This window comes from Herbaspirillum sp. VT-16-41 (assembly GCF_001994935.1).
Lineage (GTDB): Bacteria > Pseudomonadota > Gammaproteobacteria > Burkholderiales > Burkholderiaceae_D > Herbaspirillum > Herbaspirillum frisingense.
This window is the reverse complement of the sequence record NZ_MUXB01000120.1, coordinates 239,288-265,563: the sequence shown is the minus strand read 5'-3', so window position 1 is coordinate 265,563 and position 26,276 is coordinate 239,288. Positions and strand designations below refer to the sequence as shown.

Genomic DNA, 26,276 nt, shown 5'->3' with positions numbered 1-26,276 from the left:
CGCTCCGCCCTCAGCGCACGAAGCGGTCGACGTAGTCGCTGCCCAGCCCGACCGCTTCGTAATGCTTGCGGCACATATCGAGCTTGGTGAAGACATCTTCATAGCCTTCGAACTTGCCCCAGGGGTCGCAGTAGAACATCACGCCGGTGATGTGGAAGTAGGTGATCATTTCTTCCACGTCTTCCGGGACGTAGAGGGTATGGGTCTCACCGGGTGGTTCGAAGACATAGCTGCCCTGTTCGGCGATCCAGTCATGCTCCAGGTAGCGCCATTTCCCCTTGAGCACCATGCCATGGACGGGCGCGGGATGGCGGTGGCGCGAGAGCACGCCGGACTTGCGCACGCGCAGCAGGTTGGTCCAGTAGCCCTGCGAGACATTGAGGCAGAGCGGGCGGAACCAGACGTTGTCGGCCTGCGGTACCCAGACCCGCTCGTCGTCGGGGACGGCCGGGTTGACCACGATTTCCAGCGGGGCCTCCTTGGGATTGGGGAATTGATAGGGCTGCATCTTCGAGTCAGCCGGCATGAGAGTGCTCATGAGGTCTCCAGTTGGAATATTTGTCTTTTATTGTCCACTATATGAACAATGCGTCTGCAATATGGTCACTTTGGGTGATCAGAAAGTGAAAGTCAACAGCGCAGTGGCCCGCTCCCGTGTCCACAAAAGCGAGTCACCATCCTTGATATCGATCAAGCGTCAGGCAGGCAAAGGCAGGCTGAGGCACGCAACACGAGCGCGAGGGCCTGGCCTGGAATGATGAAATTTATGCGCCGATGACGTTCAAGCCATCGGGCGGGAGCGCTGCTGCAGGGGATGGGAAGGTGAGGCCGGGTGCCAGCGGGTGCGTGGCGCCGTCAGTGGTCCCAATGGACCTGGGCGAATGCCTCGGCGAGGAAGTCCAGCATCGCCCTGACCTTGGCCGGCAGATGGGCGCGGCTGGGATAGACGGCGTAGATGCCCAGCGAAGGCGTGCCGTAGTCGGCGAGGATGGGGACCAGCTGGCCGCTGCGCAGATACTGGTCGATCATGAAAGTGGGCTGGCGCGTGATGCCCACGCCGCCCAGCGCCGCCTGCACGCAGCTGTCACCGTTGTTGGCGTGCATGCGCGAATTCACGCGCACGCTGACCGGTCCTTCCGGGCCACTGAACTGCCATTCATCCTTGCCCTGGTTGTAGCTGTAGCTGATGACCTGGTGCCGCGCCAGGTCGTGCGGATGGGCGGGCGTGCCATGTTTTTCCAGGTAGCCGGGCGAGGCGCATACCGGCAGGCTGGTGCTGGTGAGCTTGCGGTGGATCAGGGTGGAATCGGCCAGCCGGGCGATGCGGATGGCCAGGTCGTAGCCTTCATCGATGATGTCGACGATACGGTCCGACAAGGTGATGTCCAGCTCCACCTCCGGGTAACGCTCCAGGAACATTGGCCATAGCGGTGCCAGGTGCAGCACGCCGAAGGTGACGGGGGCGTTGATGCGCAGCAGGCCGGCCGGTCGGGCGGTGCCGGCCGAGAGCAGGTCGTCGGCGGCTTCCAGGTCGTCGGCGGCTTCCAGGTCGGCCACGATCTGCTTGCAGCGTTCGAGGTAGAGACTGCCGGCTTCGGTGAGCGAGAGCCGGCGCGTGGTCCGTTGCATGAGGCGGGAGCCCAGGCGGGCTTCCAGTTCCAGTACGGTGCGCGAGACGGCCGCCTTGGAGATGCCCAGCGCATCGGCGGCCTTGACGAAACTGCCCAGCTCGGCCACGGCAATGAAGTATTCGATTTCACGCAGTTTGTTCAACCCGTCTATCCCCCAGATGGCGCCGCGCCGGCGCCGTCAGGGAGACGGGGGCTCAGGCGGCAGCCGGTAGTTGTGCCAGCAGGCTGGAGGCCGTGCCGAAGGCGAAGGCGTCCATGCGCAGGCTATGATACGTCGAACCGCTGTCCAGGTGAACCAGCCGGGTCCAGTCATCGGCCGCGCCCATGGCGAAGAACAGGCTCAGCAGGTGTTCGTCGCTGGGGTGGGTGCGCACCGCGTGCGGGGCCGTGGTCCGGTAACCGAAGAGCGCCTCGAGGTCACCGGCCTGCATGCGGTCCAGGAACCATTGCAGGAATTCCAGCGTATGCGGGGCGTCGCCGGCATCGGCATCGTTGCGACGCAGTTCGCGCAGGTTGTGCGTGAAGCTGCCCGAGCCGACCAGCAGGATGCCTTCGCGGGCCAGCGGTGCCAGCAACTGGCCGACCTGGAAATGATAGGCCGGCGGTTGCTGCGATTGCAGCGACAGCTGGATCACCGGCACATCGGCCTGTGGATAAAGATAACGCAGCGGTACCCAGGCTCCGTGGTCCAGCCCCCAGCCGTCATCGGTATTGGCCGGCAGGCCGCCATCGCGCAGCCGCTGGGCCACATGTTCGGCCAGCGCGGGCGCGCCTGGTGCGGGGTAGTCCAGTGCATAGAGCGCCTGCGGGAAACCGCCGAAATCGTGGATCACGCGCGGCCTGGCCTGGTTGCCCACGCGCGGGGTGAAGGTCTCCCAGTGTGGCGACATCATCACGATGCCACGCGGGCGCGGCAGGGTAGCGCCGATGCCGGCCAGCAGCGGACCGGTACGGCCGGGTTCCACGGCCAGCATGGGCGAGCCGTGCGAGACGAACAGCGAGGGCAGGTGGAGGGTATCGGACATGATGGTTTCCTTGAGTCGCCTGTGGAAAACTTGATTTCCCGCACGCAAGAACTGAACTAAAAGATCTCGACGATCAAACTGAATCTATATGAATTTTGCCGGGCGCGTGGCCCGGCTGGATGATTTCGGCAAACAGGGCGATCAACTGCGCTCTTCACGCTTGAGGGCAAAGGCGCCGTCGCCCAGCAGGAACACGGCGACCAGGCCGACGGTCCACAGCGCCAGGTATTCCCAGCCACCCTTGGGGTTGGTGAAGAGGAATCCTGCCTTGCCGTGGACCAGCACGATGGTGCCCAGCAGGTCGGCCGCCAGGGGCAGTGCCAGCCAACGACCGTAGTAGCCCAGCACCAGCGCAATGCCGCCTACCACTTCCAGCGCCATCACGGGATAGGCGAACCAGCCGGGTACACCCAGCGAGGCAAAGAAGCCCACGGTGCCTGCCGGGGTGAAGACGAATATTTTCAGTCCGGCGTGGACCAGGAAGAAGATGCCCATGGTGACGCGCAGCAGGAAGGCGGCGTAGTCGGCGCGGGTATTGACGGTGACGGTGCTCATGATGATCCCGGGAAGTGTGGAGTGGATGAAGGCAGGCCAGCTATCGTGCGCGCTCTCTGGCGGGCGTGATGGAGATGGGCCATGTCCACACTGTAGGGAAGAATGCGGGCCGGATAAACCGGCCGCGGCGGGATGGATTGTCTTGGCGTGGTTGATAATCCGGTCCCGCCTGTCCTGCTTCAGTCCTCGCTGTCGCGGGAATGTGGCTTGGCCTCTTCGCGGCGGTTGTAGCCGGCCACCATGTCGAAGCGGAACAGGCGGCATTCCAGGGCGCCGTTGAAGAACGGGGTCTTGCGCGATTCCTTCAGGCGCATCAGCTTGGGCAGGCCGAGGTCGGCCGAGAACAGGAACACGCTCCAGCCGGCAAAGCGCTGCTTCAAGGTGCTGGAGAAGGCGCTGAAGAATTGCGTGAACAGTTCTTCGGTCGGCAGGGCGCGATCACCACGCACGCCGATCCGTTCGCCGTAGGGCGGGTTGGAGAGGATGATGCCGACCAGCGGCTGGCCATCGGCGTCCAGCGGTGGCTTGATCTCCTGCGCCTCGATCTGCTTCAGTGGAATCTCGAACTGGATACCGGCACGCACCAGGTTCTTGCGGGTCAGTTCCACCATGTCGCCGGAGATGTCGCTGCCGAAGAGCGTCGGCGTGGTCGGGATCGGGTTGGGTTTGAAGTCACCCTTGATGGCGAACCAGGCATCGGCGTCGAAGTTGCTGAACTTCTCGAAGGCAAAGCGGCGACGCGCGCCGGGCGGCACGCCGGCAATCATCTGCGCCGCTTCGGCCAGGATGGTGCCGGAGCCGCACATGGGATCGAACAGTGGCACGCCCGGCTTCCAGCCGGAGGTGCGCAAGAGACCTGCCGCCAGGTTCTCGCGCAGCGGGGCGTCACCGGTCTCTTCGCGCCAGCCGCGCTTGAACAGCGCTTCGCCGGAGGTATCCAGGTAGACCGTGAAGTTGTGGGCATCGACGAAGCCGGCGATGCGCATGTCGGGCGTGCGGGTATTGACCGAGGGACGCAGCTTGAACTGGTCGAGGAAGCGGTCGCAGATGGCATCCTTGATCTTGAGCGTGCTGAATTCCAGGCTGCGCAGCGGCGACTTCACGGCGGTGAGGTCCACGCGGATGGTGTGCGAGACCTTGAACCAGTCTTCCCAGGCCTGGGCCAGGGTGAGGTCGTAGATGTCGTTTTCGTTCTTGTAGGAACCGTGACCCATGCGCAGCAGCACGCGGCTGGCGATGCGCGAATGCAGGTTCATCTGGTAGGCCGCCAGCAGCGTGCCGGAGCAGTGCACGCCACCCGGGACCTGGTTGTGCACCTTGAGATTGGCGGCGGGGCCGGCATGGGCGGCGATCTCGTTGAGTTCTTCTGCCAGTGCCGCTTCCAGGCCACGCGGGCAGGGGCAGAAGTAAGAGTATTGGGTGTCTTGGGATTGCATGGGAGTACCTTTTATCCGTTGAAAAACAGGGCTTCAAAAATCAGAACGCCGGGCTGCGCTTCTGTTCATTGCGCAGCCCGGCGTCATTGTACGCTGGCCGCTCAGCCTTTCGCGAAGGCGCGCTCGACGAAATCGAGGCGGTCCTGGCCCCAGTAGCCTTCGCCTTCGTAGACGAACCAGGGTGCGCCGAACACACTGGCGGCATTGGCTTCATCGGTGAAACGGTCGAACTCGGCCTGCACGCTGGCGGTCTCGGCCGATTTCAGCAGGGCCGCACCATCGTGCTCCTGGGCGTTGGCAATGGCGATCAGGGTATCGGTGTCGGCGATGTTCTTCTGCTCTTCCCAGACGGCGCGCATGATGGCCCCGGTCAGGCGCAGCGACGCGGCCGTGCCATGCGCGAGCTGGGTGGCGATGATCAGGCGGGCGGCGGTATCGCTGTTGACCGGGAAATAGGTCGGTTGCAGGATCATCGGCTTACCCAGGAATTCGCTCCAGCGCGCCAGTTCCTTGAGGCGATAGGCCTGGCGCTGCGGGGCGCGCTTGGCCAGCGGCAGACCGCCGGAGACGCCGAAGATCTTCGACAGGTCGAAAGGTTTGGGAAGGATCTGCACCTGGTACTTCTCTGCGAGGGCGACGAAACGTTCGTGCCCCAGATAGGCGAACGGAGAATGCGGGGCGAAAAAATACTCACAGACTTTGCTCATGACCGGCTCCGGAAGGGATGATGGTGTGTGGTGAGAGGTACGTGGCTTGGGGATATCAGAACGGCTTGACGACGACCAGGATCACGATGGCCAGCATCAGCAGCACCGGGACTTCATTGAACCAGCGGAACCAGACGTGGCTGCGGGTATTCTTGCCGTGCTCGAATTTCTTGAGCAGGGAGCCGCAGGCGTGGTGATAGCCGATCACCAGCACCACCAGGAACAGCTTGGCATGCAGCCAGCCGTTGCCCGGGCCTTTCCAGAATTGCCAGGTGATGGCCAGCAGCCATGCGCCCAGCACCAGCGCCACCAGCGCGGTCATGCCGGTGAAGCGGTACAGCCGGCGCGCCATGCCCAGCAGGCGTTCGCGGGAGACCAGGTCGGTCTCCTGCGCCAGGTTCACGAAGATGCGCGGCAGATAGAACAGGCCGGCGAACCAGGAGGCGATGAAGACGATGTGCAGGGCTTTGATCCAGAGCATGACGGTCCTTGGCGTTGGCGTTCGGGTTGACGTGATCGGTTACTGGCGCACCTGGCCCTGGCCCAGCACCACATACTTCAGCGAGGTCAGGCCTTCCAGGCCCACCGGGCCACGCGCGTGCAGCTTATCGTTGGAGATGCCGATCTCGGCACCCAGGCCGTATTCGAAACCATCGGCAAAGCGGGTCGAGGCGTTGACCATGACCGAGGCCGAATCGACTTCGCGCAGGAAGCGCATGGCGCGGGTGTAGTCCTCGGTGATGATGCTGTCGGTGTGCTGGGAGGAATGACGATTGATGTGATCGATGGCTTCATCCATGTCGGCCACCACCTTCACGGCCAGGATCGGGGCCAGGTATTCGGTGTCCCAGTCTTCAGGCGTGGCCGGCTTCAGGAAGGGGTAGTCGGCCAGGATATCGGCCGCTTCAGGGTCGCAGCGCAGTTCCACTTCCTTGACACGATACAGTTCGGCCAGCGGGGGCAGCACGGCTGCGGCGATGTTGCGCGACACCAGCAGGGTTTCCATGGTGTTGCAGGTGCCGTAGCGATGGCATTTGGCGTTGAAGGCCACGTCCAGCGCCTTGCGGGTGTCGGCCTTGTCGTCGATGTAGACGTGGCAGATGCCGTCCAGGTGCTTGATCATGGGGACCTTGGCTTCCTTGATCAGGCGTTCGATCAGGCCCTTGCCGCCACGCGGCACGATGACGTCCACGTATTCCTGCAGGGTGATGAGCACACCGACGGCGGCGCGGTCGGTGGTCTCGACCACCTGCACCGCATCTTCGGGCAGGCCGGCGCCGCTGAGGCCTTCCTTCACCAGCTTGGCCAGGGCCTGGTTGCAATGGATGGCTTCGGAACCGCCGCGCAGGATGGTGGCGTTACCACTCTTGATGCACAGGCCGGCGGCGTCCACGGTGACGTTGGGACGGGCCTCGTAGATGATGCCGATCACGCCCAGGGGCACACGCATCTGGCCGACCTGGATGCCGGTGGGGCGGTATTTCATGTTGCTGATCTCGCCGATCGGGTCGGGCAGGGAGGCGATCTGCTCCAGGCCTTCGGCCATGGTGGCGATGGCCTTGTCGGACAGCGTCAGGCGGTCCAGCATGGCCTCGGCCAGACCATTGGCGCGGGCCGCATCCAGGTCCAGCGCATTGGCGGCGCGCAGGGCGTCCGCATCGCGACGGATGGCGGCGGCGATCAGCAGCAGCGCCTGGTTCTTGGCGGCGGTATCGGCACGCGCCATGGCACGCGAGGCGGCACGGGCCTGCTGGCCGATGCGGTTCATGTAGAGTTCGATGTTTTCCATTCTGGTTCCTCCGCAGCGCGATGGGCGCGGCCGTGTTGGTATGTCTGTGTTGCGCGATCTTGATGGGCCTGCTGGCGGCTCAGCGCCCGCGGGCCAGTTTCAGTCCCAGTTGCAGCAGGGCGTCCCACGGGTCGCCGGCAAAGGTGCGGGCGCGCAGGCCCTTGACCATGCGGTCCACCAGGGCGGCTTCCTGCAGGGCCTGTTCCAGCGCGGCCAGGCTGATGCGGCGCAGGGCCGGTTCCATCAGTCGTTCGCGCGGACCCCAGATGCGGTATTCCTTGAGCAGCGCGCCTACCGGCTTGCCCTGGGCCATGCCGGACTTGAGCTTGAGGAGCGTACGGATTTCCTCGGTCACGGCCCACAGGACCAGCGGCAGGGCCTCGCCTTCGCCCTTGAGGCCGTCCATCATGCGCGTGAGACGGGCGATGTCACCGGAGAGCATGGCTTCGTTGAGCTTGAAGACATCGTAGCGTGCCACATTGAGCACGGCGTCCTGCACCTGTTCGAAACCGAGCTTGCCGGGCGGGTAGAGCAGGGCCAGCTTCTGGATTTCCTGGTGCGCGGCCAGCAGGTTGCCTTCCACGCGGTCGGCGATGAAGTCCAGGCAGGGACGGTCAGCGCTCTGCTGCTGGGCAGCCAGGCGGTTGCCGATCCAGCCCGGTAACTGGGCGCGTTCCACCAGCGGGATGTCGATGTACACCGCCGCCTGCTGCAGGGCGCCGACCCAGGCCGCCTTCTGCGTGGCCCAGTCCAGCTTGGGCAGGCTGATGATGGTGAGGTTGTCGGGCGAGAGGTTGGCGGCATAATCCTGCAGGGCCTGGCCGCCATCCTTGCCGGGCTTGCCGGTGGGGATGCGCAGTTCGATCAGTTTCTTGTCGCCGAACAGCGATTGCGACTGGTTGGCCGCCAGCAGTTCGCCCCACTTGAAGCTGCGTTCCACCACCAGCACTTCACGCTCGGTATAGCCATTGGCGCGGGCGCTGCGGCGGATCTTGTCGGCCGCTTCCAGCGCCAGCAGGTGCTCGTCGCTGGCGATCACATAGAGTGGCGCCAGCGATTTGCCGAGATGGGCGTCCAGGGAGTCGTGGCGCAGTTGCATGATTGTGCGTGGCCGGATCAGGAATCCGACTGCGCCTTCTCGGTGCTGATGGCCGACTTCGAGGCGGCCAGGCGACGCAGGATCTGCTGCACCAGGTCGGACTGCATGTCGCGGTAGAGCAGTGCTTCCTCGGCCTGCTTGGCCAGTTCCTGGTTCTCGTCATAGGTGATGACGCGACGCAGGGTGATGGCCGTGGGCGGAATCACCACCACACCCTTGGGGTCGGTGACGGAGAAGGTGAAGCGCTGGAACAGCGCATATTCACGCACGCGGCCGTTGGTGTTCAAGGTCAGCACCTGGCGGTCGCGGGAGTCGGCCAACACCTTCAGGTTGGCTTCGGCATCCTTGGCGTCGGCGACCACCTTGGCGCCACTGGCCTCGATGTTGCGCTTGAGTTCCACGCCGACGGCGGAGTTGGGCGCAAAGCCGAGGTAGATGGTCTTGAAGGGCAGGTCGGCCGCGCCGCGCATGTGGAAGCCGCAGGCCGTGAGCATCACGGCAGCGAGGGCCATCAGCAGCCATTGCGAGAAACGCTTGATTTGGACTTGAGCGTGCATGGAGTTCCGTCGGTTGGGTTGGGCCGGATCAGGCGACGATGTTGACCAGCTTGCCGGGCACCACGATCACCTTCTTGGGGGCGCCGGTGAGGAATTTCTTCACATCCTCGTTGGCCAGGGCAGCGGCTTCGATGGCGGCCTTGTCGGCATCCTTGGGAACCGTCACCTCGCCACGCAACTTGCCGTTGACCTGCACCACCAGCTTGAGCTCGCTCTGTTCCAGGGCGGCTGCGTCCACCTGCGGCCAGTCGGCGTCGAGGATGTCGCCCTGGGCGGCGGCGTAGCCCAGTTGTTGCCACAGCACGTGGGTGATGTGCGGCGCCACCGGATTGAGCACGCGCAGGAAGATCGAGAAGCACTCCGCCAGGACCGCGTCGCCGGCCGCGCCGGCGGCCGGCTTGGCGGCCTCCAGCGTGTTGAGCATCTTCATGCAGGCCGAGACCACGGTGTTGTACTGGATGCGCTTGAAGTCGTTGTCGGCCTGTTGCAGCACCTTGTGGACTTCACGGCGCAGGGTCTTCAGGCCATCGTCGAGTTGGGCCGCGTCGATGGCAGCGATGGCGCCGGCTGCGGTGATGCGCGCGGCATTGTTGTAGCCGAAGGCCCACACGCGGCGCAGGAAGCGGTTGGCGCCTTCCACGCCGGCACCCGACCATTCCAGGGTCTGTTCCGGGGGCGAGGCGAACATGGTGAACAGACGGGCCGTATCGGCGCCGTACTGGTCGATCTGGGCTTGCGGGTCGATGCCGTTGTTCTTGGACTTGGACATCTTCTCGGTGCCGCCGATCTCTACCGGCTGGCCGTCGGTCTTGAGGATCGCCGAGACCGGGCGGCCCTTGTCGTCGAAGGTCAGTTCCACATCGGCCGGGTTGATCCAGATCTTCTTGCCCGAGGCTTCTTCGCGATAGTAGGTCTCGTTCAGGACCATGCCCTGCGTCAACAGGTTGGTGAAGGGCTCGTCGAACTTGACCAGGCCGAAGTCGCGCATGACCTTGGTCCAGAAGCGCGCATACAGCAGGTGCAGCACGGCGTGCTCGATGCCGCCGATGTACTGGTCCATGGGCATCCAGTAATCGTTGCGGGAATCGACCATGGCGTCGTTGCTGCCCGGCGAGGTATAGCGCATGTAGTACCAGGACGAGTCCACGAAGGTGTCCATGGTGTCGGTTTCGCGACGGGCCGGCTTGCCGCACTTGGGGCAGTCGACCTTGAGGAATTGCTCATGCTTGTTCAGGGGATTGCCGCTGCCGTCCGGCACGCAGTCTTCCGGCAGCACCACCGGCAGGTCCTTTTCAGGCACCGGCACGTCGCCGCAATCCGGGCAGTGGATGATGGGGATGGGCGTACCCCAGTAGCGCTGGCGCGAGATGCCCCAGTCGCGCAGGCGGAAGGTGACCTTCTTTTCGCCCAGGCCCTGTGCCGCCAGGTCGGCAGCCACCGCATCGACGGCCGCCTGGTAGCCCAGGCCATCGTACTTGCCGGAGGCGATGGTCTTGCCGGCTTCCTTGTCGCCGTACCATTCTTCCCAGGCGTCGGTAGAGTAGGTCTTGCCTTCTACGCCGATGACCTGCTTGATCGGCAGGTCGTACTTGCGGGCGAAGGCGAAGTCGCGCTCGTCGTGCGCCGGCACGCCCATCACGGCGCCATCGCCGTAGGTGATGAGCACGTAGTTGCCGACCCAGACCTCGACCTTGTCGCCGGTCAGCGGGTGGGTGACGTACAGGCCGGTGGGCATGCCCTTCTTTTCCATCGTCGCCATGTCGGCTTCGATGACGCTGCCTTGCTTGCATTCGGCGATGAAGGTCTGCAGGGCCGGGTTGTTCTCGGCGGCCAGGGTGGCCAGCGGATGTTCCGGGGCCACCGCACAGAAGGTCACGCCCATGATGGTGTCGGCGCGGGTGGTGAAGACGAACAGCTTGCCGTCGTTGATCAGCTGGCCGCTGGCGTCCTTGATCTCATGCGGGAAGGCGAAGCGCACGCCGGTGGACTTGCCGATCCAGTTGGCCTGCATCAGGCGCACGCGCTCGGGCCAGCCGGGCAGCTTGGTCTCGACGTGTTCCAGCAGCTCGTCGGCGTAGTCGGTGATGCGGGCGTAGTACATCGGGATTTCGCGCTTTTCGATCACCGCACCCGAGCGCCAGCCGCGGCCGTCGATGACCTGCTCGTTGGCCAGCACGGTCTGGTCGATCGGGTCCCAGTTCACGGTGCCGGTCTTCTTGTAGATGATGCCCTTCTCCAGCATCTTCAGGAACATCCACTGGTTCCACTTGTAATACTCGGGACGGCAGGCGGTCATCTCGCGCGACCAGTCGATGGCCAGGCCCATGGACTGCATCTGCGACTTCATGTAGTCGATATTGGAATAGGTCCACTGCGCCGGTGGCACGCCATTGGCCATGGCGGCGTTCTCGGCGGGCATGCCGAAGGCGTCCCATCCCATTGGCATCAGGACGTTGTAGCCATTCATGCGCAGGTAGCGATACATCACATCGTTGATGGTGTAGTTGCGCACGTGGCCCATGTGCAGCTTGCCGGAGGGGTAGGGCAGCATCGAGCAGGCGTAGAACTTCTTCTTGTCGCGGCCTTGCTTGTCACGGGCGTTTTCGACGGTCTTGTAGGCGTCGATGGCGTTCCAGTGCTGCTGCGCGGATTGTTCGACTTCGGCTGGGCTGTATTTATCTTGCATGACGGGCTGATACGGATGGGATTCGGTTGGGAAGGGAATGCGATTCGAAACCCTGCATTATACCGGCTCGCCACCCCGTCGACGCAGTCTGCGCCCGTCAGGCCCGGGGCAGGCCTGGATGGGGGTTTTCCGACGGGAAACAAAAAAAGCCCGCCCCCCTGGAAAAAGCCGGAGGCGGGCAAAGATCCCTGTGCCAGAGCAGGGCGGCATCAGGGACCGCAGCTACGTGCATCCGGCCGGTCAGGGGGGACGGATCGGCTGGATTCGCGCGGCTGTAGGCGGTGTTGTTGATCGAGCAGACGTATGAAACCATCTTCACGTCGGGCGATGTCGATTCTCGAATTTGTTCTCATCAAATATCGAAAAATTGCGAAAAAGCTATTTTTTTACGATAGAACCGATGAATTTGGCGCCCCTGGTTGGGGGGCAGCCCCCGGGCGTCCCGGCCCCCCGGCCGCCTGCGGCATACCGCATGCCGGTCGCGCATGGTCATGAGGTCGTAACAATCGGACGGCATCATGAAATCGTTTTCATTTGCCCCTGGTGCCGCCGTGCGTCCCTCCATCAAACAAGTTGCCCATCTGGCCGGTGTGTCCATCGCCACGGTGTCCCGCCTGCTCAACAAGCCTGGTTCGGTGAGCGCGGAAACGGCCGAGAAGATCCATCGCAGCATCGCCGAACTGGGTTTTCGGCCCAATTTCACCGGTCGCAATCTGCGGGCCGGCAATTCGCGCACCGTGGGGGTGGTGGTGCCGACGCTGTCCAACACCGTCTTCGCCCAGTGCCTGCAGGGCATCGAACTGGCGGCGCGCGCGCTGGATTACTCGGTGATGTTTACCACCACCGAATACCTGCCGGAGGAAGAATCGGCGGCCGTCGAGCTGTTGCTGGGGCATCGGGTGGACGGGGTGATCCTGACGGTGGCCGATGCCGGCTCCAATGCCACGCTGGACCTGCTGGAACGTGAACGCATCCCTTTCGTCCTCACCTATAACCAGCTGGCCACATCCGGCCCGACCACCCATCGCGCCTCGGTCTCGGTGGATAACCGGGCTGCCGCCTGTGATGCGGTGGCCCACCTGATCGGGCTGGGTCATCGGCGCATCCAGATGCTGTCGGGGCGCTTCAATGCGTCCGACCGTGCCATGCAGCGCTATTACGGCTATCTCGATGCGATGCAGGCGGCCGGCCTGGCGCCGCTGCCGGCCATCGAAGTGGAGCGCCATACCCTCACCGCCGCCACCGACTACCAGCAGATGATGGCCGACCCGCTGCAGCGCCCCACCGCATTGTTCTGCTCCAACGACCTGCTGGCGCTGAGCGCCATGCGCGACCTGCGCGCACTGGGTCTGCAGGTGCCGGGCGATATCTCGGTGATGGGCTTCGACGGCATCCCGGTCGGCGCCCTGATGGCTCCAGTGCTGGCCAGCGTGGTGCAGCCTTCCGAGCGCATCGGTGATGTCGCCCTGCGCACGCTGGTGGAAGCCATCGAGCGTGCCGTGCCGGCGGCTGCCGAGGGCCCGTCATTGCAGTCCCCGCAGTCCCCGCAGTCTGCCCAGCCGGCGCTGCGTCACATCCTGCCGCATGTACTGCGCGAGGGCGGGTCGGTGGCGCCGCCACCGGCTGCGCATTCACCGTCCTGAATTTTGTCGTGCTTTCGTTGTTCAACCTCTAGGAAAGGATCTGACATGTTCCTGAAACGTGTTATTCAAACCGCCGCCGGCGCACTGCTGCTGTCGGCTTCCGTCGCTGCTTCTGCCCAGACCGCGATCTGCTACAACTGTCCGCCGGAGTGGGCCGACTGGGCTGCCCAGATCAAGGCGATCAAGGACAAGACCGGCATCACCGTCCCGCCCGACAACAAGAACAGCGGCCAGGCCCTGGCCCAGCTGACGGCCGAAAAGGGCAGTCCGGTGGCCGACTTCACCTACCTGGGTGTGTCCTTCGGCATCGAAGCCAGGAACAAGGATCTGGTGGCCCCCTACAAGCCGGCCAACTGGAACGACATTCCCAATGGCCTGAAGGACCCGGACGGTTACTGGTTCACCATCCACTCCGGCACCATGGGCATCATGGTCAACATCGATGCGCTCAAGGGCAAGCCGGTCCCCAAGTCCTGGGCTGACCTGCAGAAGCCGGAATACAAGGGCCTGATCGGCTACCTGGACCCGGCCTCGGCCTTCGTCGGCTACGTCGGCGCGGTGGCGATCAACCAGGCCCTGGGTGGCACGCTGGACGACTTTTCGCCCGCCATCGGCTACTTCAAGAACCTGCAGAAGAACCAGCCCATCGTGCCCAAGCAGACCTCCTATGCGCGCCTGATCTCGGGTGAGATTCCCATCCTGCTGGGCTATGACTTCGACGCCTATCGCGCCAAGTACAAGGACCACGCCAACGTCGCCTTCGTGATCCCCACCGAAGGCACCGTGACCGTGCCCTACGTGGTGTCGCTGGTGAAGAATGCGCCGCACCAGGCCGAGGCCAAGAAGGTGCTGGACTTCCTGTTGTCGGATCAGGGGCAGGCCATCTGGGCCAACGCCTATCTGCGTCCGGTGCGTGCTGCGGCCATGTCCAAGGAAGCCGAATCGCGCTTCCTGCCGGCGGCCGAATATGCCCGCGCCAAGTCGGTCGACTACGGCAAGATGGCCGAAGCACAGCGCAAGTTCGGCGAGCGTTACCTGGCTGAAGTGCGATAAATGCGGGACGCAGGAGCAAGCATGAAAAACGCCATCCCCGCTACGCCAGGTGCGCCGGGCGTGCTCAAGCCCGAGCGCAAACCGGGCGCCGGTGTGCGCAGCGCCGGCAACGGCGTGTGGCTGTGGTTTGCCGCACCGGGCCTGACCCTGTTCTGCGCCTTCTGGCTGTTGCCGATGGCGCGCCTGGTCGCAGTCGGCGCATCCGGCCCGGACGGTGCCATGGCCTATCTGTCGGTGCTGACCAATCGCCATTACTTCGCCAGCCTCTTGTCCACGCTGGCGCTGTCGGCGGTGGTGACCCTGGCCACGCTGGCGATCTCGGTGATGGTGGGCTTGTTCCTGCAACGCAACCGCTTTGCCGGCCAGTCGGTATTGCTGGCCATGCTGACCTTCCCGCTGGCGTTTCCCGGCGTGGTGGTCGGCTTCATGGTGATCATGCTGGCCGGGCGCCAAGGCCTGATCGGCAGCTTCACCAACTGGCTGTTCGGTGAATCGCTGGTGTTTGCGTACTCGCTGGCGGGGCTGTTCCTGGGCTACCTGTACTTCTCCATTCCGCGGGTGATCCTGACGGTGGTGGCGGCGGCCGAGAAACTCGATCCCTCGCTGGAAGAGGCGGCCCGTTCGCTGGGCGCGAGACCCTGGCAGGTGTTGCTGCATGTGGTGCTGCCGGCGTTGCTGCCGGCCCTGATCTCGTCGGGGGCGATCTGCTTTGCCACCAGCGTCGGTGCCTTCGGTACGGCCTTTACCCTGGCCGCCAATATCGATGTGCTGCCCATGACCATCTACAACGAATTTACCGGCTACGCCAACTTCGCCACGGCGGCCTCGCTGTCCATCGTGCTGGGCCTGATCACCTGGGCCATGCTGGCCCTGGCGCGCTCGCTCACCGGCAGCGGCGTGGCGGCAGCGGCGTAAGGCGCGCAAGGAACGATGATGCAGAACCGATTGCGTTTTTACGTACAACTGGCCTTTACGCTGCTGGTGTGCGCTTTCCTGGTGGTGCCGGTGGTGCTGTCGATGCTGGCCGGCGTCACCGAGAATTTCTTCGTGGGCCTGTCCAGCGGACTCACGCTGCGCTGGGTGGCCCAGGTGTGGGAGATGTACCAGCCCACCATCTGGCGCTCGCTGTTCATTGCGCTGGCCTGCCTGGCGGTGACGCTGGTGGCCGGGGTACCGCTTGCCTATATGCTGGCGCGCTATCGCGGCGGGCATAGCCGCCTGGCACGGGTGATCGAGGAATTGCTGATGATGCCGGTGGCGGTGCCGGGCCTGGCCACTGCGCTGGCGCTGATCATGGCCTATGGGCAGTATCGCCAGTTTCGCGCCAGCATTCTCTTCATCCTGGTGGGGCATGTGCTCTTCACGCTGCCCTTCATGGTGCGCCCGGTGCTGGCGGTGATGCAGTCCTCGCAACTGGCGCAGCTGGAAGAAGCCGCTGCCAGCCTGGGCGCGGGGCGCCTGCGTCGCTTCTTCGGCATCGTGATCCCCAATGCGGCCTCCGGCATCCTGGCCGGCGCGCTGATGGTGGTGACCCTGTCGATCGGCGAATTCAATATCACCTGGATGTTGCACACGCCGCTGACCCAGACCCTGCCGGTGGGCCTGGCCGATGCCTATGCATCGATGCGGCTGGAGGTGGGATCGGCCTATACGCTGATCTTCTTTTTCATGATCATTCCGCTCCTGATCGGCATGCAGTGGGCGACCCAGGCAACACGCAAGAAAGTCAGTCTATGAAGTCCAAGAAAGAAGCCGTTTCCATTCGCCTACATCAGTGTGCCAAGTCCTTCGCCAACGGTACGCGGGCACTGCAGCCGCTGGACCTGGAAATCCATCCCGGTGAAACCCTGGTGTTGCTGGGCCCGTCGGGCTGCGGCAAGACCACCACGCTGCGCATGATTGCCGGTCTGGAGTTCCCCGACGAGGGCGGTCGTGTGCTCTTCGGCGAGGATGACGTGACCGCGCTGCCGATCGAAAAGCGCGGCGTGGGGATGGTATTCCAGAACTATGCGCTGTTCCCCAACATGAGCGTGGGCGAGAACATCGCCTACGGCATGAAGATCCGCAAGATTCCGGCCGGCGAGCGCGCCGAGCGCGTGGAAAAGCTGCTGGAGATGGTGCATCTGCAGGGGCTGTCGCATCGTCGCGTGGACCAGCTTTCCGGTGGCCAGAAGCAGCGTGTGGCGCTGGCCCGGGCGCTGGCAATGGAGCCCCGCGTGCTGCTGCTGGATGAACCGCTGACAGCGCTCGACGCCAAGTTGCGCGAAGCGGTGCGCAGTGACCTGAACAAGCTCTTGCGCAGCCTCGGCATCACCGCCATCTACGTCACCCACGACCAGGGTGAGGCGATGGCGCTGGGCGACCGCATCGTGGTGATGGAGCGCGGCAAGATATCGCAGATCGGCACGCCCCAGGAGATCTACTATCATCCTGCCAATGACTTCGTGGCCGATTTCATCGGTGCGATGAATCGCGTGCAAGGTATCGTTTCCGGAGATAGGTTGTTGCTGCCCAATGGCAGCCTGCCGCTGCCCGATGCCGGCAATCCGATGAATGCGACGCAACAGGGCCAGCCGGCATGGGCCATGTTCCGTCCCGAGGATGTGCAGGTGGTCGATATCACCGAAGCCGATGCGCAATGCCTGCGTGGCAAGCTGATCAATACCTTTTTCCTGGGCGACCGCACCCGCTTTGAAATCGAGATCGGGGCGGAGCGCCCGGTCATCGCCGAGACCAGCCGCCGTGGCTGGTGGGAAGCTGGGCAGCAGATCGCGCTGCGGGTGCCGGCCGAGGCCCTGGTGAAGATGGCGCCCGCCGCCGTGAAGGAGAACGCATGATACTGGGACAGATTTCCGACCTGCACATCAAGACCGATGGCAAGAAGTCGTACCGGGTGGTGGATACCGCCGAGAGCCTGCGCCGTTGCGTGGCGCAGGTCAACGGCCTGAAGCAGCGCCCGGATGTGCTGGTTATCACAGGCGATCTGGTGGACTTCGGCAAGCCGTCCGAATATGCCTGCCTGCGCGAGCTGCTGGCGCCGCTGACGATGCCCTACTACCTGCTGCCGGGCAACCACGACGAGCGCAATGCGCTGCGCGCGGCCTTTCCCGAGCATGCCTACCTGCAGCAGGGCGGTGAACGCATCGAGTATGTGGTCGAGGATTATCCGGTGCGCATTGTGGCTCTCGATACGGTGATCCCGCGTGCCAGCGGTGGCGAGTTGTCGGTGCAGAGCATGCAGTGGCTCGATGAGGTGCTGGCGCAGCAGCCGGAGCGGCCCACCGTGATCGCCATGCACCACCCGCCGTTTACGACCGGCATCGGACACATGGATGACATGGGGCTGGTCAATCCGCAGGTGCTGGAAGCAGTGGTGAAGAAGCACCCGCAGGTGGAGCGCATCCTGTGCGGTCACCTGCATCGCTCCATCCAGCGGCGTTTTGCCGGCACGGTGGCCACGACCTGTCCGGGGGTGTCACATCAGGTGCAACTGGACCTGGATCCGCAGGCGCCATCCTGTTTCGTGATGGAGCCGCCGGGCTACCAGTTGCATTGGTGGGATGCGCAGGCGCGCAGCCTGGTGAGCCATACGGCATTCACCGGCGAGTTCGATGGTCCGTATCCGTTCTATGACGGCGATGAACTGATCGATTGAAGTCGATTGAATGTGATTGAAGGGGCCGGATGGATTGATCTGCAATAGAGATCAATTCATCCGGCCGCAGCGATACGAAAGATAAGTCAACTGCGCCGATCTACTTCCAGATCAGCTCGATCACCGGCGCTTCGCCGTAATCCTCGCAGCGGTCATTGATGGCCGTGCAGCAGAATTCCACATCCTCGACCAGGTCCGGCAGGCGCTGATGCAACTCGGCGCTGTGGCTGATCTTGATGACCAGCACTTCCTTGGGCTTGAGCTTGAACTTGCACATGCCTTCGTCATCGCGCAGGTAGGACAGGCAATCCACCCAGGCATCCATGTTGCGGCCATAGAAATCGGGAAAGCCGAAGGCTTGCGCACTCTCGGTGTGGAAGCTCTCCCAGTCGGTGATGCGGTCGCCCGCCAGTGTTACGGTGGCCATGTGCTATCTCTTTCAGTTGGCTTTGGCTTGCGTCTTGCTGCCGGCCTTGGGGTCGGTGACGAAGCCCAGCTTGGTCAGGCCGGCAGACTGCGCGGCCGACATCACCTCGGCGATGGTCTGGTAGCGGGTCGACTTGTCGGCGCGCAGCTGCAGCTCGGGCTGTGGCTTCTTGCCGGCGGCATCGGCCAGGCGACTGTCCATTTCCTCTTCGCTGACCGGCTGGTCGTTCCAGTACAGCTTGCCGGCGGCGTCGATGCCGAGGGTGATGGTCTCCGGTTTTTCAGGGGCCGGCGCCGATTGCGCGGTGGGCAGGTCCAGCTTGAGGGCGTGGGTGAACATGGGCGCGGTGATGATGAAGATCACCAGCAGTACCAGCATCACGTCCACCATCGGGGTGACGTTGATGTCGGCCATCGGGGCCGAGTTCTGGTTGTCGTTGAATCCGCCGAAACTCATGATGGGCTCCCGGGTGTCATGGCTTGCGCATGCCGCCGACGCGTTCGCCGGTGGTGAGATAGGCGTGCAGGTCGTGGGCGAAGCCGTCGAGTTCGGCCAGCACCACGCGGTTGATGCGGGTGAAGGCGTTGTAGGCCAGCACCGCCGGAATCGCCACCAGCAGGCCCAGCGCAGTCATGATCAGGGCCTCGCCGACGGGGCCGGCGACCTTGTCGATCTGTACCGTACCGCTGGCCGAGACCGCCACCAGCGCGTGATAGATGCCCCAGACGGTGCCGAACAGGCCGACGAAGGGCGCGGTGGAGCCGACCGACGCCAGCAGGGTCAGGCCGCGTTCCAGCCGGGCCGAGACGCGGTTGATTTCGCGCCGCAGGGTGCGGGTGATCAGTTCGCCGGGGTCGGTTGCGGCGTTCAGCGAGGGCGTGCCTTGCTGGCGGGTGCCGATGTCGGCGGCTTCGGCGGCGCGCTCGGCCATGGGGCTGTAGATCTGCTCGCTGTCGAGGCGCTGCATGGCACCGGTGGCGTCGGCCAGGGTGGGGGCCTGCCAGAACTGTTCCAGCGCGTTGCTACCCCGGCGGATACGCCAGGCGGCCCAGGCCTTGGAGAGGATGTAGTACCAGCTGGCGATCGACATGATCAGCAGCAGATAGGCGACGGAGTGGGAAACGGCATCGCCTTGCGCCCAGTAGTGGGCAAATCCAACGTTCGGTTCCATATTGCGTTCTTTCGGGATAGCGCCGCGCCAGCGCGGCAATGGGTCAATCGGAAGCAATCAAGGGGGGCTGTCGCTTTGAGCGGCCTGCCCCAAAAAAATTCGCTGCCGGACCTGGTGGGGCGCGGCAGCGTCGGGCATTTCCTGTGGTTTCGGGCCAGGCTTACTTGAAGCCCAGCACGTCCTGCATGTCGTACAGACCGCTCTCCTTGCCGGCCAGGAAGCGCGCGGCACGCAGGCTGCCCATGGCGTACGAGACGCGGCTGGACGACTTGTGCGAAATCTCGATACGTTCGCCGATGCCGGCGAACAGCACGGTGTGGTCGCCGATGATGTCGCCGCCGCGCACGGTGGCAAAACCGATGGAGGACGGATCGCGCTCGCCGGTGACGCCTTCGCGGGCATAGACGGCCACGTCGTCGAGATTCTTGCCCAGCGCGTCGGCGATGACTTCACCCATCTTCAGGGCGGTGCCGGAGGGGGCGTCGACCTTGTGGCGATGGTGCGCTTCGATGATCTCGATGTCGTAGCCGTGCGAGAAGTTCTTGGCGGCCAGTTCCAGCAGCTTCAGGGTCACGTTGACGCCCACGCTCATGTTGGGGGCGGCCATGACAGCGGTCTTCCTGGCGAATTCGGCGATGGCGGCCTTGCCTTCGGCTTCGAAGCCGGTGGTGCCGATGACGACCTTCACGCCATGCGCAGCGCAGAACTCCAGGTGCTTCAGCGTGCCTTCAGGACGGGTGAAATCGATCAGCACGTCGGCACCGGCCAGGCCACGGGCCAGGTCGGATTCGATGAGCACGCCGGTGGTCTTGCCCAGGAACAGGCCGGCATCGGTGCCGATGGCCGGTGCGCTGGGAGTGTCAAGGGCGCCGGAGAGCTTGAGGTCGTCGGCGTTGAGGATGGCTTCGATCAGCATGCGGCCCATGCGCCCGGAGGCGCCGGCGACTGCGATATTCAATACTGTCATGGGAAACTCGGAATGACGGATGACGGGAGACGGGTATTGCTTACTTGCCAGTGGCCGAGGAGGGCGCCACGGGAGAGGCCGGCTTGACTTCGCTGTCGGCCTTGTCCTTGTCGGCGCCGAAACTGGCCTTGGCGCCGACCTTGGAGTCGGTGATCAGGGTCAGGTATTCGCTCTCGGTGGGCAGGTTCTCGCCGCCTTCGACGTGATCCAGCAGGTCATCCTTGAAGAAGACCGAGACCCGGCTGGTCATGATCTCGCCATTGCCCTTGGCCAGGCGGAAATCGTAATCCCAGCGATTGGCGTGGAACATGTCGGTCAGCAGCGGGGTGCCCAGCACGAAGCGCACCTGGTCGCGGGTCAGGCCGGGGCGCAACTGCGCCACCATTTCCTTGGAGACGAAATTGCCTTGCTGGATGTCGATGCGGTAGGGCTTGAGGAAGCCGAACAGGCTGTTGCTCTTGCCGGTTACCTTCACGCCCGAGGTGTCGGTCGGGGCCGCCTGCTCGGGCGACTTGGTCGAGGAACAGCCCGCCAGCAGGGCCAGGACCGCGACGACGCCGATTGCGGCGGTTTGATGACGGGACTTCATTCGGGAAAGCATGCGCATAAAGTTTTCAACCGGGTTGAGCCATGAGCCTAAAGCGCTATATGATAAGCTAGAACTTACTTCTTAAATAGGCATGAGTGCGTTCCGGACGCAAAAGGCTGCCCCACCAGCCCGGCCGGAGCGGTCCCCAGGCCCTCCCAGCGGACCAGCGCGCCTGTTTGAGACCAGTAAAAACCGGGAACCCACTCTACCATGCCGAACAATCCATCCGAACTGAAGGCCAGCGGCCTGAAGGCCACCCTGCCACGCCTGAAGATCCTGGAAATCTTCCAGAACACCTCCGTGCGCCACCTTAGCGCCGAAGACGTCTACAAACAGTTGCTCTCCGACAATCTGGACGTGGGCCTGGCCACCGTCTACCGCGTGCTGACGCAGTTCGAGCAGGCAGGCCTGCTCCAGCGCAACCACTTCGAGACCGGCAAGGCGGTCTTCGAACTGAACGAAGGTTCGCACCATGACCACCTGGTCTGCCTGGACTGCGGCAAGGTCGAGGAATTCTTCGATGCCGAGATCGAGAAGCGCCAGATCAAGATCGCCCAGGAACACGGTTTCGAAATCGCCGACCACGCCCTGGCGTTGTACGGACATTGCAAGAACTGCAAGAAGCTGAAGAAATAAACCAGGGGCCTTGCTTGCGGATATTTACGCAGGCAATCCTTTGCAAAGAAAATGAAAAAGCCACGTGATGTCCCACGTGGCTTTTTTCGTTGGCTCCGCCGGCGGAAGCCGTATCCGTCTTCAGTGCTGGCTCAGCGCGCTGGAGAGCAGCTTGGCGGTGATGTCGACGATGGGGATGACCCGTTCGTAGGCCATGCGGGTGGGGCCGATCACGCCCAGGGTACCGACGATGCGCCCGTTGACTTCGTAGGGGGCGGTGACGATGCTCATGTCGTCCATCGGTACCAGTTGCGATTCGCCGCCGATGAAGATCTGCACGCCGGTGGCCTTGCTGGACACATCCAGCAACTGCAGCAGGCCGGTCTTCTGCTCGAACATGTCGAACAGGCGGCGCAGGGAATTCATGTTGGAGGACAGGTCGCTCACCGACAGCAGGTTACGCTCGCCGGAGATGACCACGTTGTTGTCGGCCTCCTCGCTCATGGCGTCGCTGCCGGCTTCCACGGCGGCCTGCATGAGCACGGTCATGTCGTCGCGCAACTGGCGCAGCTCGCCCTGCAGGCGCAGCCGCACCTGGTCGAAGGACTGGCCGGCGTAATGCTGGTTGATGTAGTTGGCGGCCTGGACCAGCTGGCTGGGGGTGTAATCGACCTCGGTGAGCAGCATGCGGTTCTGCACATCGCCACCCTGATCTACGATCACCAGCAGGATGCGCTTTTCCGACAGCCGCAGGAATTCGATCTGCTGGAACGCCGATTCACGCTTGGGCGTCATCACGACGCCGGCAAACTGCGACAGCGACGACAGCACCTGGGCGGCGTTGGTGATGATCTTCTGCGGCGAGGTGTTGTGCTGCAGGCGAGCCTGCAGGCGGCCTTCCAGCGCGCTTTCGTCGATCGCCTCGACTGTCAGGAGGGTATCGACGAACATGCGGTAGCCGCGCGGGGTCGGCACCCGTCCGGCCGAGGTGTGCGGGCTGGCGACGAAGCCCATCTCTTCCAGGTCGGCCATGATGTTGCGGATGGTCGCTGGTGACAGTTCCAGGCCGGACAGTTTCGACAGGGCGCGCGAGCCCACCGGCTGGCCGTCGGCGATGTACCGTTCGACCAGTGCCTTCAGGAGTGTGCGGGCGCGGTTATCGAGTTGCATGGTGCATATTCTAGCGGCTTATGATGCAAAGAGTGACAGCTACGTGAGGGCGGATGTGAATTGGCGCCAGCCGACACTTCAGGCCTGAGCCGCCAGCCAGTCGTGCAGCTCGTGCAGATCGCGACAGATGGCATCGGGGCTGATGCCATCGGGCAGCGTTCGCGCAAAGCGGTTCATCCACACCGCGCGCAGGCCGGCCTGTTGCGCACCCTGCACATCCAGCAGGGGATCGTCGCCGACATAGACCGTGGCGCCCGGCGCCACCTGCAGCGCTTCGCAGGCGGCGTGGAAGATCGCCGGATCGGGCTTGGCGCGACCAAAGCGGTGGGCTGCGATGGAGACGACGAAGTGCCCGGCCAGGCCGATGCGTTCGAGGTCGGCGAAGCCATTGGAGACCGAGCCCAGCGTCAGTTTGTCTTTCAGGCGCAGCAGTGCCGGTTCCACATCGTCGAACAGCGCGACCGTGCTGCGTGCTTCGGAGAACAGGGCCATGGCGGGATCGACCAGGGCCAGGTCCACGTCATGTTCGCGGAAGACCTCGGTCAAGGCGGTATGGCGCAACCTCCAGAGGTCGATGCGGTAGACCGGATCGGTCTGCATCAGGGCCATGCGGCGTTCGCGCAGGCTGGCCACGGTATGCGCGGCAGCCACGGTCGGTGCGTGCTGGCGCAGCCAGTCGTAGAGCAGGCCTTCGGCGCGCACCAGCACCGGTTCGATGGCCCAGAGGGTGTCGTCGAGGTCGAACAGGACCGCTTCGATGGGCGGGGGAGGCAGGGGGGAAGCGCTTGGTTTCATTACAATGTCATCTCAAATTATGGTCTAATCCGCAGCATGTGGCCCATCAAATTACCCGTTCAGGCAGCCGTACCCAAAACCGTCGCCATCGTCGGCAAGTACCAGGCCGTCGGCATCGCGCAGATATTGTCGGACATCGCCGTGTTCCTGGAGTCGCACGGCCACACCGTGGTCTTCGAGACCGAAACCGCCGAGAACATCGCCCTGCAAGGCTATGACAGCATGACTCCCGAGCAGATCGGTCATCACGCGGACGTGGCCATCGTGGTCGGCGGCGACGGTACCATGCTGGGCATCGCGCGCCAGCTGGCACCGTACAACGTACCGCTGATCGGCATCAACCAGGGACGCCTGGGCTTCATCACCGACATCGCGCAAGACCGCATGATACCGGCTCTGGCCGAAATGCTGGACGGCAATGTCGAAGCCGAGTCGCGCTCGCTGCTGGAAGCGCGGGTCTATCGCGAGGGCGGCGAGATCTTCCGCGCCCTGGCCCTGAACGATGTGGTGGTGGCGCGGGGTTCCACCTCCGGCATGGTCGAGCTGCGGGTCGAGGTCGATGGCCGCTTCATGTACAACCAGCGCTCCGACGGCCTGATCGTGGCCACCCCGACCGGCTCCACCGCCTATGCGCTCTCGGCCGGCGGACCCATCCTGCACCCCAGCCTGCATGGCATCGTGATGGTGCCGATCTCCCCGCATTCGCTGTCCAATCGTCCGATCACGCTGTCGGATTCCTGCGAGATCGTGATCCAGGTGGTTTCCGGGCGCGAGGTCAGCGCCAACTTCGACATGCAGTCGCTCACCAGCGTGCTGCATGGCGACCGCATCGTGATCCGCCGTTCGGCGCACAAGATCACCTTCCTGCATCCCCAGGGCTGGAGCTATTTCGACACCCTGCGCGAGAAGCTGCACTGGAATGAATACCCCTCGATAGAAGGCCGATTACAATAAGCGCGGCCGGCGCATGCCGGCTTGCGCCATTCTTCAGGCCTGTCCGTCCAACCCGCTGCGAGACCACCATGCTGCGTACCTTAACGATCCGCGACTTCGTGATTGTCGATGCCATCGAGCTCGAATTTGCGCGCGGATTTTCCGTCTTCACCGGCGAAACCGGCGCCGGCAAATCCATCCTGATCGATGCCCTGGCGCTGGCCCTGGGCGGTCGCGGCGATCCCAGCGTGGTGCGCGAGGGCGCGGCCAAGGCCGACGTCAGCGCCGATTTCACCGCTACGCCCGAGGTCCAGGCCTGGCTGGAAGAGCATGAGTTCGCCGACGAACATGGCGGCGTGCTGCTGCGTCGGGTGATCGACAATGCCGGTCGCAGCAAGGCCTACATCAATGGCAGCGCGGCCACCGCCGGGCAATTGCGTGAGGTCGGCGAGATGCTGGTCGACATCCACGGCCAGCATGCGCACCAGTCGCTGATGAAGGCCGATGCCCAGCGCCAGCTGCTGGATAGCCAGGCCGGCCTGCTCGACCAGGCAGGTGAAGTCGCCGCCGCCTATCGCACCTGGCGCGCCCTGGCGCGCCAACGCGAGCAGTTCGAGCAGGATGCCCGCAATGTGCTGCTGGAGCGCGAGCGGCTGGAATGGCAGGTGGCGGAGCTGCAGAAACTGTCCGTCAAGCCCGGTGAATGGGCCGAGATCAGCACCGAGCATAGCCGCCTCTCGCATGCGGCAGCGCTGATCGGCGGTGCGCAGGAAGCGCTGGGCGTGATCTCCGAATCGGAGTCGCCGATCCTCTCGCAACTGTCCTCGATCACGCAGAAGCTGGGCAAGCTGGTGGATGTCGATACCGCCCTCAAGCCCGTGCTTGACGCCCTGGAGCCGGCCCAGATCCAGCTGCAGGAAGCCGTGTATGCGCTCAATGATTACCTGGGGCGGGTGGAACTCGATCCGGCGCGTCTGCAGGAAGTGGAAGAGCGCCTGGAAGCGATTCATTCAAGCGCCCGCAAATTCCATGTGCAGCCCGATGAACTGCCCGAGGAATATCGCAAGCTGTCCGAACAATTGAAGCAGCTGGCCGACGCCAGCGACCTCGACGCCCTGCGAGCCCAGGAAGACAAGCTGCAGGCCGCCTACCTGTCTCAGGCGCAGAAATTGTCCAAGGCCCGGGCCAAGGCGGCAACTGCACTGGGTGAGGCCGTCACGGCAGCCATGCAGGACCTGTCTATGGCCGGCGGTCGTTTCGAGATTGCGCTCAACGTCGGCGAGCCCGCCGCGTACGGCCTGGAACAGGTGGAGTTTCTGGTCGCCGGTCATGCCGGGGTGGCACCGCGTGCGCTGGCGAAGGTGGCTTCGGGCGGTGAGCTGGCGCGTATTTCGCTGGCCATCTCGGTGATCGCTTCGGCGGCTACGACCGTGCCGACCCTGATCTTCGACGAAGTCGACAGCGGCATCGGCGGCGCCGTGGCCGAAGTGGTGGGACGCTTGCTCAAGCGCCTGGGGCAGGAACGCCAGGTACTGTGCGTGACCCACCTGCCGCAGGTCGCCAGCCAGGCCAACCAGCATTACCAGGTCAAGAAACGCAGCGAGGGTGGCAAGACCCTGTCCGACATCGACGGTCTGGATGCCAAGGCCCGTGTCGAGGAAATCGCCCGCATGCTGGGTGGCCTGGAAATCACCGCCACCACGCGCAAGCACGCACGCGAACTGCTGGCCTCCTGATCCCAGATCCCTGATCGTCCACGATCACAACAAGAAC

General features: G+C 63.9%; 27 protein-coding genes. 9 read left to right on the top strand and 18 right to left on the bottom strand.

The genetic code is table 11. The features are described 5' to 3' along the window. Positions 1-10 precede the first annotated feature (10 nt). The 11 genes from BTM36_RS18755 to leuS all read right to left on the bottom strand — a co-directional run bounded on the left by BTM36_RS18755 (position 11) and on the right by leuS (position 11,485). Positions 11-538 carry a 2,4'-dihydroxyacetophenone dioxygenase family protein gene (locus tag BTM36_RS18755; protein ID WP_077237452.1) on the bottom strand — a complete coding sequence of 176 codons (528 nt, stop codon included), beginning with the start codon at positions 536-538 and terminating at the stop codon, positions 11-13. A 317-nt stretch (positions 539-855) separates the two neighbouring features. Beyond that, positions 856-1,773: a LysR family transcriptional regulator gene (locus tag BTM36_RS18750; protein ID WP_077237451.1), complete on the bottom strand. Its 918-nt coding sequence runs from the start codon at positions 1,771-1,773 to the stop codon at positions 856-858. Positions 1,774-1,825: 52 nt separating this feature from the next. Further along, entirely contained in the window at positions 1,826-2,656 is an 831-nt protein-coding gene (locus BTM36_RS18745; RefSeq protein ID WP_077237450.1) for a dioxygenase, read from the bottom strand. A gap of 141 nt (positions 2,657-2,797) precedes the next feature. Continuing rightward, complete coding sequence (locus tag BTM36_RS18740; RefSeq protein WP_077237449.1) at positions 2,798-3,211, bottom strand: DoxX family protein; 414 nt, start codon at positions 3,209-3,211, stop codon at positions 2,798-2,800. A 179-nt stretch (positions 3,212-3,390) separates the two neighbouring features. Beyond that, positions 3,391-4,647 carry a class I SAM-dependent RNA methyltransferase gene (locus BTM36_RS18735; RefSeq protein WP_006461817.1) on the bottom strand — a complete coding sequence of 419 codons (1,257 nt, stop codon included), beginning with the start codon at positions 4,645-4,647 and terminating at the stop codon, positions 3,391-3,393. 101 nt (positions 4,648-4,748) lie between these two features. Then, positions 4,749-5,354, bottom strand: coding sequence for a 2-hydroxychromene-2-carboxylate isomerase (locus BTM36_RS18730; RefSeq protein WP_077237448.1), 606 nt, complete (start codon positions 5,352-5,354; stop codon positions 4,749-4,751). Between the two features lie 55 nt (positions 5,355-5,409). Further along, positions 5,410-5,835, bottom strand: coding sequence for a CopD family protein (locus tag BTM36_RS18725; protein WP_006461815.1), 426 nt, complete (start codon positions 5,833-5,835; stop codon positions 5,410-5,412). A 39-nt stretch (positions 5,836-5,874) separates the two neighbouring features. After that, entirely contained in the window at positions 5,875-7,143 is a 1,269-nt protein-coding gene (locus BTM36_RS18720) for a glutamate-5-semialdehyde dehydrogenase (RefSeq protein WP_077237447.1), read from the bottom strand. A 79-nt stretch (positions 7,144-7,222) separates the two neighbouring features. After that, entirely contained in the window at positions 7,223-8,242 is a 1,020-nt protein-coding gene (holA, locus tag BTM36_RS18715) for a DNA polymerase III subunit delta (RefSeq protein WP_077237446.1), read from the bottom strand. A gap of 17 nt (positions 8,243-8,259) precedes the next feature. Next, positions 8,260-8,799 (bottom strand): LPS assembly lipoprotein LptE, encoded by a 540-nt coding sequence (lptE, locus tag BTM36_RS18710; RefSeq protein ID WP_077237445.1) that lies wholly within the window; start codon positions 8,797-8,799, stop codon positions 8,260-8,262. 28 nt (positions 8,800-8,827) lie between these two features. Further along, entirely contained in the window at positions 8,828-11,485 is a 2,658-nt protein-coding gene (leuS, locus tag BTM36_RS18705; RefSeq protein ID WP_077237444.1) for a leucine--tRNA ligase, read from the bottom strand. Positions 11,486-12,036: 551 nt separating this feature from the next. Here leuS and BTM36_RS18700 point away from each other — a divergent pair. From BTM36_RS18700 to BTM36_RS18675, 6 genes are read left to right on the top strand one after another with little or no spacing between them, the layout of a single operon-like run. Continuing rightward, positions 12,037-13,128, top strand: a complete 1,092-nt coding sequence (locus BTM36_RS18700; RefSeq protein ID WP_077237476.1) for a LacI family DNA-binding transcriptional regulator — start codon at positions 12,037-12,039, stop codon at positions 13,126-13,128. Between the two features lie 45 nt (positions 13,129-13,173). Continuing rightward, the gene (locus tag BTM36_RS18695) at positions 13,174-14,181 is read left to right on the top strand and encodes an ABC transporter substrate-binding protein (protein ID WP_077237443.1); all 1,008 of its coding nucleotides are present in this window, start codon (positions 13,174-13,176) and stop codon (positions 14,179-14,181) included. A gap of 21 nt (positions 14,182-14,202) precedes the next feature. Continuing rightward, positions 14,203-15,096, top strand: a complete 894-nt coding sequence (locus BTM36_RS18690; protein ID WP_237022535.1) for an ABC transporter permease — start codon at positions 14,203-14,205, stop codon at positions 15,094-15,096. An 18-nt stretch (positions 15,097-15,114) separates the two neighbouring features. Further along, a complete protein-coding gene (locus tag BTM36_RS18685; RefSeq protein WP_077237442.1) occupies positions 15,115-15,918 on the top strand; it encodes an ABC transporter permease in 804 nt (267 codons plus the stop codon). Further along, the gene (locus tag BTM36_RS18680) at positions 15,915-17,018 is read left to right on the top strand and encodes an ABC transporter ATP-binding protein (RefSeq protein ID WP_006461806.1); all 1,104 of its coding nucleotides are present in this window, start codon (positions 15,915-15,917) and stop codon (positions 17,016-17,018) included. The genes BTM36_RS18685 and BTM36_RS18680 overlap by 4 nt, the downstream gene beginning before the upstream one ends. Next, a complete protein-coding gene (locus BTM36_RS18675; RefSeq protein WP_077237441.1) occupies positions 17,015-17,836 on the top strand; it encodes a phosphodiesterase in 822 nt (273 codons plus the stop codon). Before BTM36_RS18680 ends, BTM36_RS18675 begins: the two co-directional genes overlap by 4 nt. A gap of 100 nt (positions 17,837-17,936) precedes the next feature. On the opposite strand, the gene BTM36_RS18670 is transcribed toward BTM36_RS18675, so the two are convergent. From BTM36_RS18670 to BTM36_RS18650, 5 genes are all read right to left on the bottom strand, one after another. Beyond that, the gene (locus BTM36_RS18670; RefSeq protein WP_077237440.1) at positions 17,937-18,263 is read right to left on the bottom strand and encodes a barstar family protein; all 327 of its coding nucleotides are present in this window, start codon (positions 18,261-18,263) and stop codon (positions 17,937-17,939) included. 12 nt (positions 18,264-18,275) lie between these two features. After that, positions 18,276-18,719 (bottom strand): biopolymer transporter ExbD, encoded by a 444-nt coding sequence (locus BTM36_RS18665; RefSeq protein WP_077237439.1) that lies wholly within the window; start codon positions 18,717-18,719, stop codon positions 18,276-18,278. A 16-nt stretch (positions 18,720-18,735) separates the two neighbouring features. Next, on the bottom strand, positions 18,736-19,434 hold the full coding sequence (locus BTM36_RS18660; protein WP_006461802.1) for a MotA/TolQ/ExbB proton channel family protein: 699 nt from the start codon (positions 19,432-19,434) through the stop codon (positions 18,736-18,738). 160 nt (positions 19,435-19,594) lie between these two features. Further along, positions 19,595-20,401: a 4-hydroxy-tetrahydrodipicolinate reductase gene (gene dapB, locus BTM36_RS18655; protein ID WP_006461801.1), complete on the bottom strand. Its 807-nt coding sequence runs from the start codon at positions 20,399-20,401 to the stop codon at positions 19,595-19,597. 40 nt (positions 20,402-20,441) lie between these two features. Continuing rightward, positions 20,442-20,990, bottom strand: a complete 549-nt coding sequence (locus tag BTM36_RS18650; RefSeq protein WP_006461800.1) for an outer membrane protein assembly factor BamE — start codon at positions 20,988-20,990, stop codon at positions 20,442-20,444. Between the two features lie 210 nt (positions 20,991-21,200). Between BTM36_RS18650 and fur the strand changes: the two genes are divergently transcribed. Further along, positions 21,201-21,626 carry a ferric iron uptake transcriptional regulator gene (fur, locus tag BTM36_RS18645; protein ID WP_006461799.1) on the top strand — a complete coding sequence of 142 codons (426 nt, stop codon included), beginning with the start codon at positions 21,201-21,203 and terminating at the stop codon, positions 21,624-21,626. 120 nt (positions 21,627-21,746) lie between these two features. Here fur and hrcA read toward each other — a convergent pair whose 3' ends face one another. Next, entirely contained in the window at positions 21,747-22,775 is a 1,029-nt protein-coding gene (gene hrcA / locus BTM36_RS18640; protein ID WP_006461798.1) for a heat-inducible transcriptional repressor HrcA, read from the bottom strand. A 78-nt stretch (positions 22,776-22,853) separates the two neighbouring features. Continuing rightward, positions 22,854-23,570, bottom strand: a complete 717-nt coding sequence (locus BTM36_RS18635) for an HAD family hydrolase (protein WP_077237438.1) — start codon at positions 23,568-23,570, stop codon at positions 22,854-22,856. 36 nt (positions 23,571-23,606) lie between these two features. Here BTM36_RS18635 and BTM36_RS18630 point away from each other — a divergent pair, with 36 nt between their 5' ends. Beyond that, positions 23,607-24,524: an NAD kinase gene (locus BTM36_RS18630; protein ID WP_006461796.1), complete on the top strand. Its 918-nt coding sequence runs from the start codon at positions 23,607-23,609 to the stop codon at positions 24,522-24,524. Positions 24,525-24,592: 68 nt separating this feature from the next. Beyond that, positions 24,593-26,239: a DNA repair protein RecN gene (gene recN / locus BTM36_RS18625; RefSeq protein WP_077237437.1), complete on the top strand. Its 1,647-nt coding sequence runs from the start codon at positions 24,593-24,595 to the stop codon at positions 26,237-26,239. Positions 26,240-26,276 lie beyond the last annotated feature (37 nt).

Excerpts from the sequence above, each read along its gene's own strand:
- BTM36_RS18755 (WP_077237452.1), bottom strand. The coding sequence starts at position 538 with ATGAGCACTCTCATGCCGGCTGACTCGAAGATGCAGCCCTATCAATTC.
- BTM36_RS18745 (WP_077237450.1), bottom strand. The coding sequence starts at position 2,656 with ATGTCCGATACCCTCCACCTGCCCTCGCTGTTCGTCTCGCACGGCTCG.
- BTM36_RS18740 (WP_077237449.1), bottom strand. The coding sequence starts at position 3,211 with ATGAGCACCGTCACCGTCAATACCCGCGCCGACTACGCCGCCTTCCTG.
- BTM36_RS18735 (WP_006461817.1), bottom strand. The coding sequence starts at position 4,647 with ATGCAATCCCAAGACACCCAATACTCTTACTTCTGCCCCTGCCCGCGT.
- BTM36_RS18730 (WP_077237448.1), bottom strand. The coding sequence starts at position 5,354 with ATGAGCAAAGTCTGTGAGTATTTTTTCGCCCCGCATTCTCCGTTCGCC.
- BTM36_RS18725 (WP_006461815.1), bottom strand. The coding sequence starts at position 5,835 with ATGCTCTGGATCAAAGCCCTGCACATCGTCTTCATCGCCTCCTGGTTC.
- BTM36_RS18720 (WP_077237447.1), bottom strand. The coding sequence starts at position 7,143 with ATGGAAAACATCGAACTCTACATGAACCGCATCGGCCAGCAGGCCCGT.
- holA (WP_077237446.1), bottom strand. The coding sequence starts at position 8,242 with ATGCAACTGCGCCACGACTCCCTGGACGCCCATCTCGGCAAATCGCTG.
- lptE (WP_077237445.1), bottom strand. The coding sequence starts at position 8,799 with ATGCACGCTCAAGTCCAAATCAAGCGTTTCTCGCAATGGCTGCTGATG.
- leuS (WP_077237444.1), bottom strand. The coding sequence starts at position 11,485 with ATGCAAGATAAATACAGCCCAGCCGAAGTCGAACAATCCGCGCAGCAG.
- BTM36_RS18695 (WP_077237443.1), top strand. The coding sequence starts at position 13,174 with ATGTTCCTGAAACGTGTTATTCAAACCGCCGCCGGCGCACTGCTGCTG.
- BTM36_RS18690 (WP_237022535.1), top strand. The coding sequence starts at position 14,203 with ATGAAAAACGCCATCCCCGCTACGCCAGGTGCGCCGGGCGTGCTCAAG.
- BTM36_RS18685 (WP_077237442.1), top strand. The coding sequence starts at position 15,115 with ATGCAGAACCGATTGCGTTTTTACGTACAACTGGCCTTTACGCTGCTG.
- BTM36_RS18680 (WP_006461806.1), top strand. The coding sequence starts at position 15,915 with ATGAAGTCCAAGAAAGAAGCCGTTTCCATTCGCCTACATCAGTGTGCC.
- BTM36_RS18675 (WP_077237441.1), top strand. The coding sequence starts at position 17,015 with ATGATACTGGGACAGATTTCCGACCTGCACATCAAGACCGATGGCAAG.
- BTM36_RS18670 (WP_077237440.1), bottom strand. The coding sequence starts at position 18,263 with ATGGCCACCGTAACACTGGCGGGCGACCGCATCACCGACTGGGAGAGC.
- BTM36_RS18665 (WP_077237439.1), bottom strand. The coding sequence starts at position 18,719 with ATGAGTTTCGGCGGATTCAACGACAACCAGAACTCGGCCCCGATGGCC.
- BTM36_RS18660 (WP_006461802.1), bottom strand. The coding sequence starts at position 19,434 with ATGGAACCGAACGTTGGATTTGCCCACTACTGGGCGCAAGGCGATGCC.
- dapB (WP_006461801.1), bottom strand. The coding sequence starts at position 20,401 with ATGACAGTATTGAATATCGCAGTCGCCGGCGCCTCCGGGCGCATGGGC.
- BTM36_RS18650 (WP_006461800.1), bottom strand. The coding sequence starts at position 20,990 with ATGAAGTCCCGTCATCAAACCGCCGCAATCGGCGTCGTCGCGGTCCTG.
- fur (WP_006461799.1), top strand. The coding sequence starts at position 21,201 with ATGCCGAACAATCCATCCGAACTGAAGGCCAGCGGCCTGAAGGCCACC.
- hrcA (WP_006461798.1), bottom strand. The coding sequence starts at position 22,775 with ATGCAACTCGATAACCGCGCCCGCACACTCCTGAAGGCACTGGTCGAA.
- BTM36_RS18635 (WP_077237438.1), bottom strand. The coding sequence starts at position 23,570 with ATGAAACCAAGCGCTTCCCCCCTGCCTCCCCCGCCCATCGAAGCGGTC.
- BTM36_RS18630 (WP_006461796.1), top strand. The coding sequence starts at position 23,607 with ATGTGGCCCATCAAATTACCCGTTCAGGCAGCCGTACCCAAAACCGTC.
- recN (WP_077237437.1), top strand. The coding sequence starts at position 24,593 with ATGCTGCGTACCTTAACGATCCGCGACTTCGTGATTGTCGATGCCATC.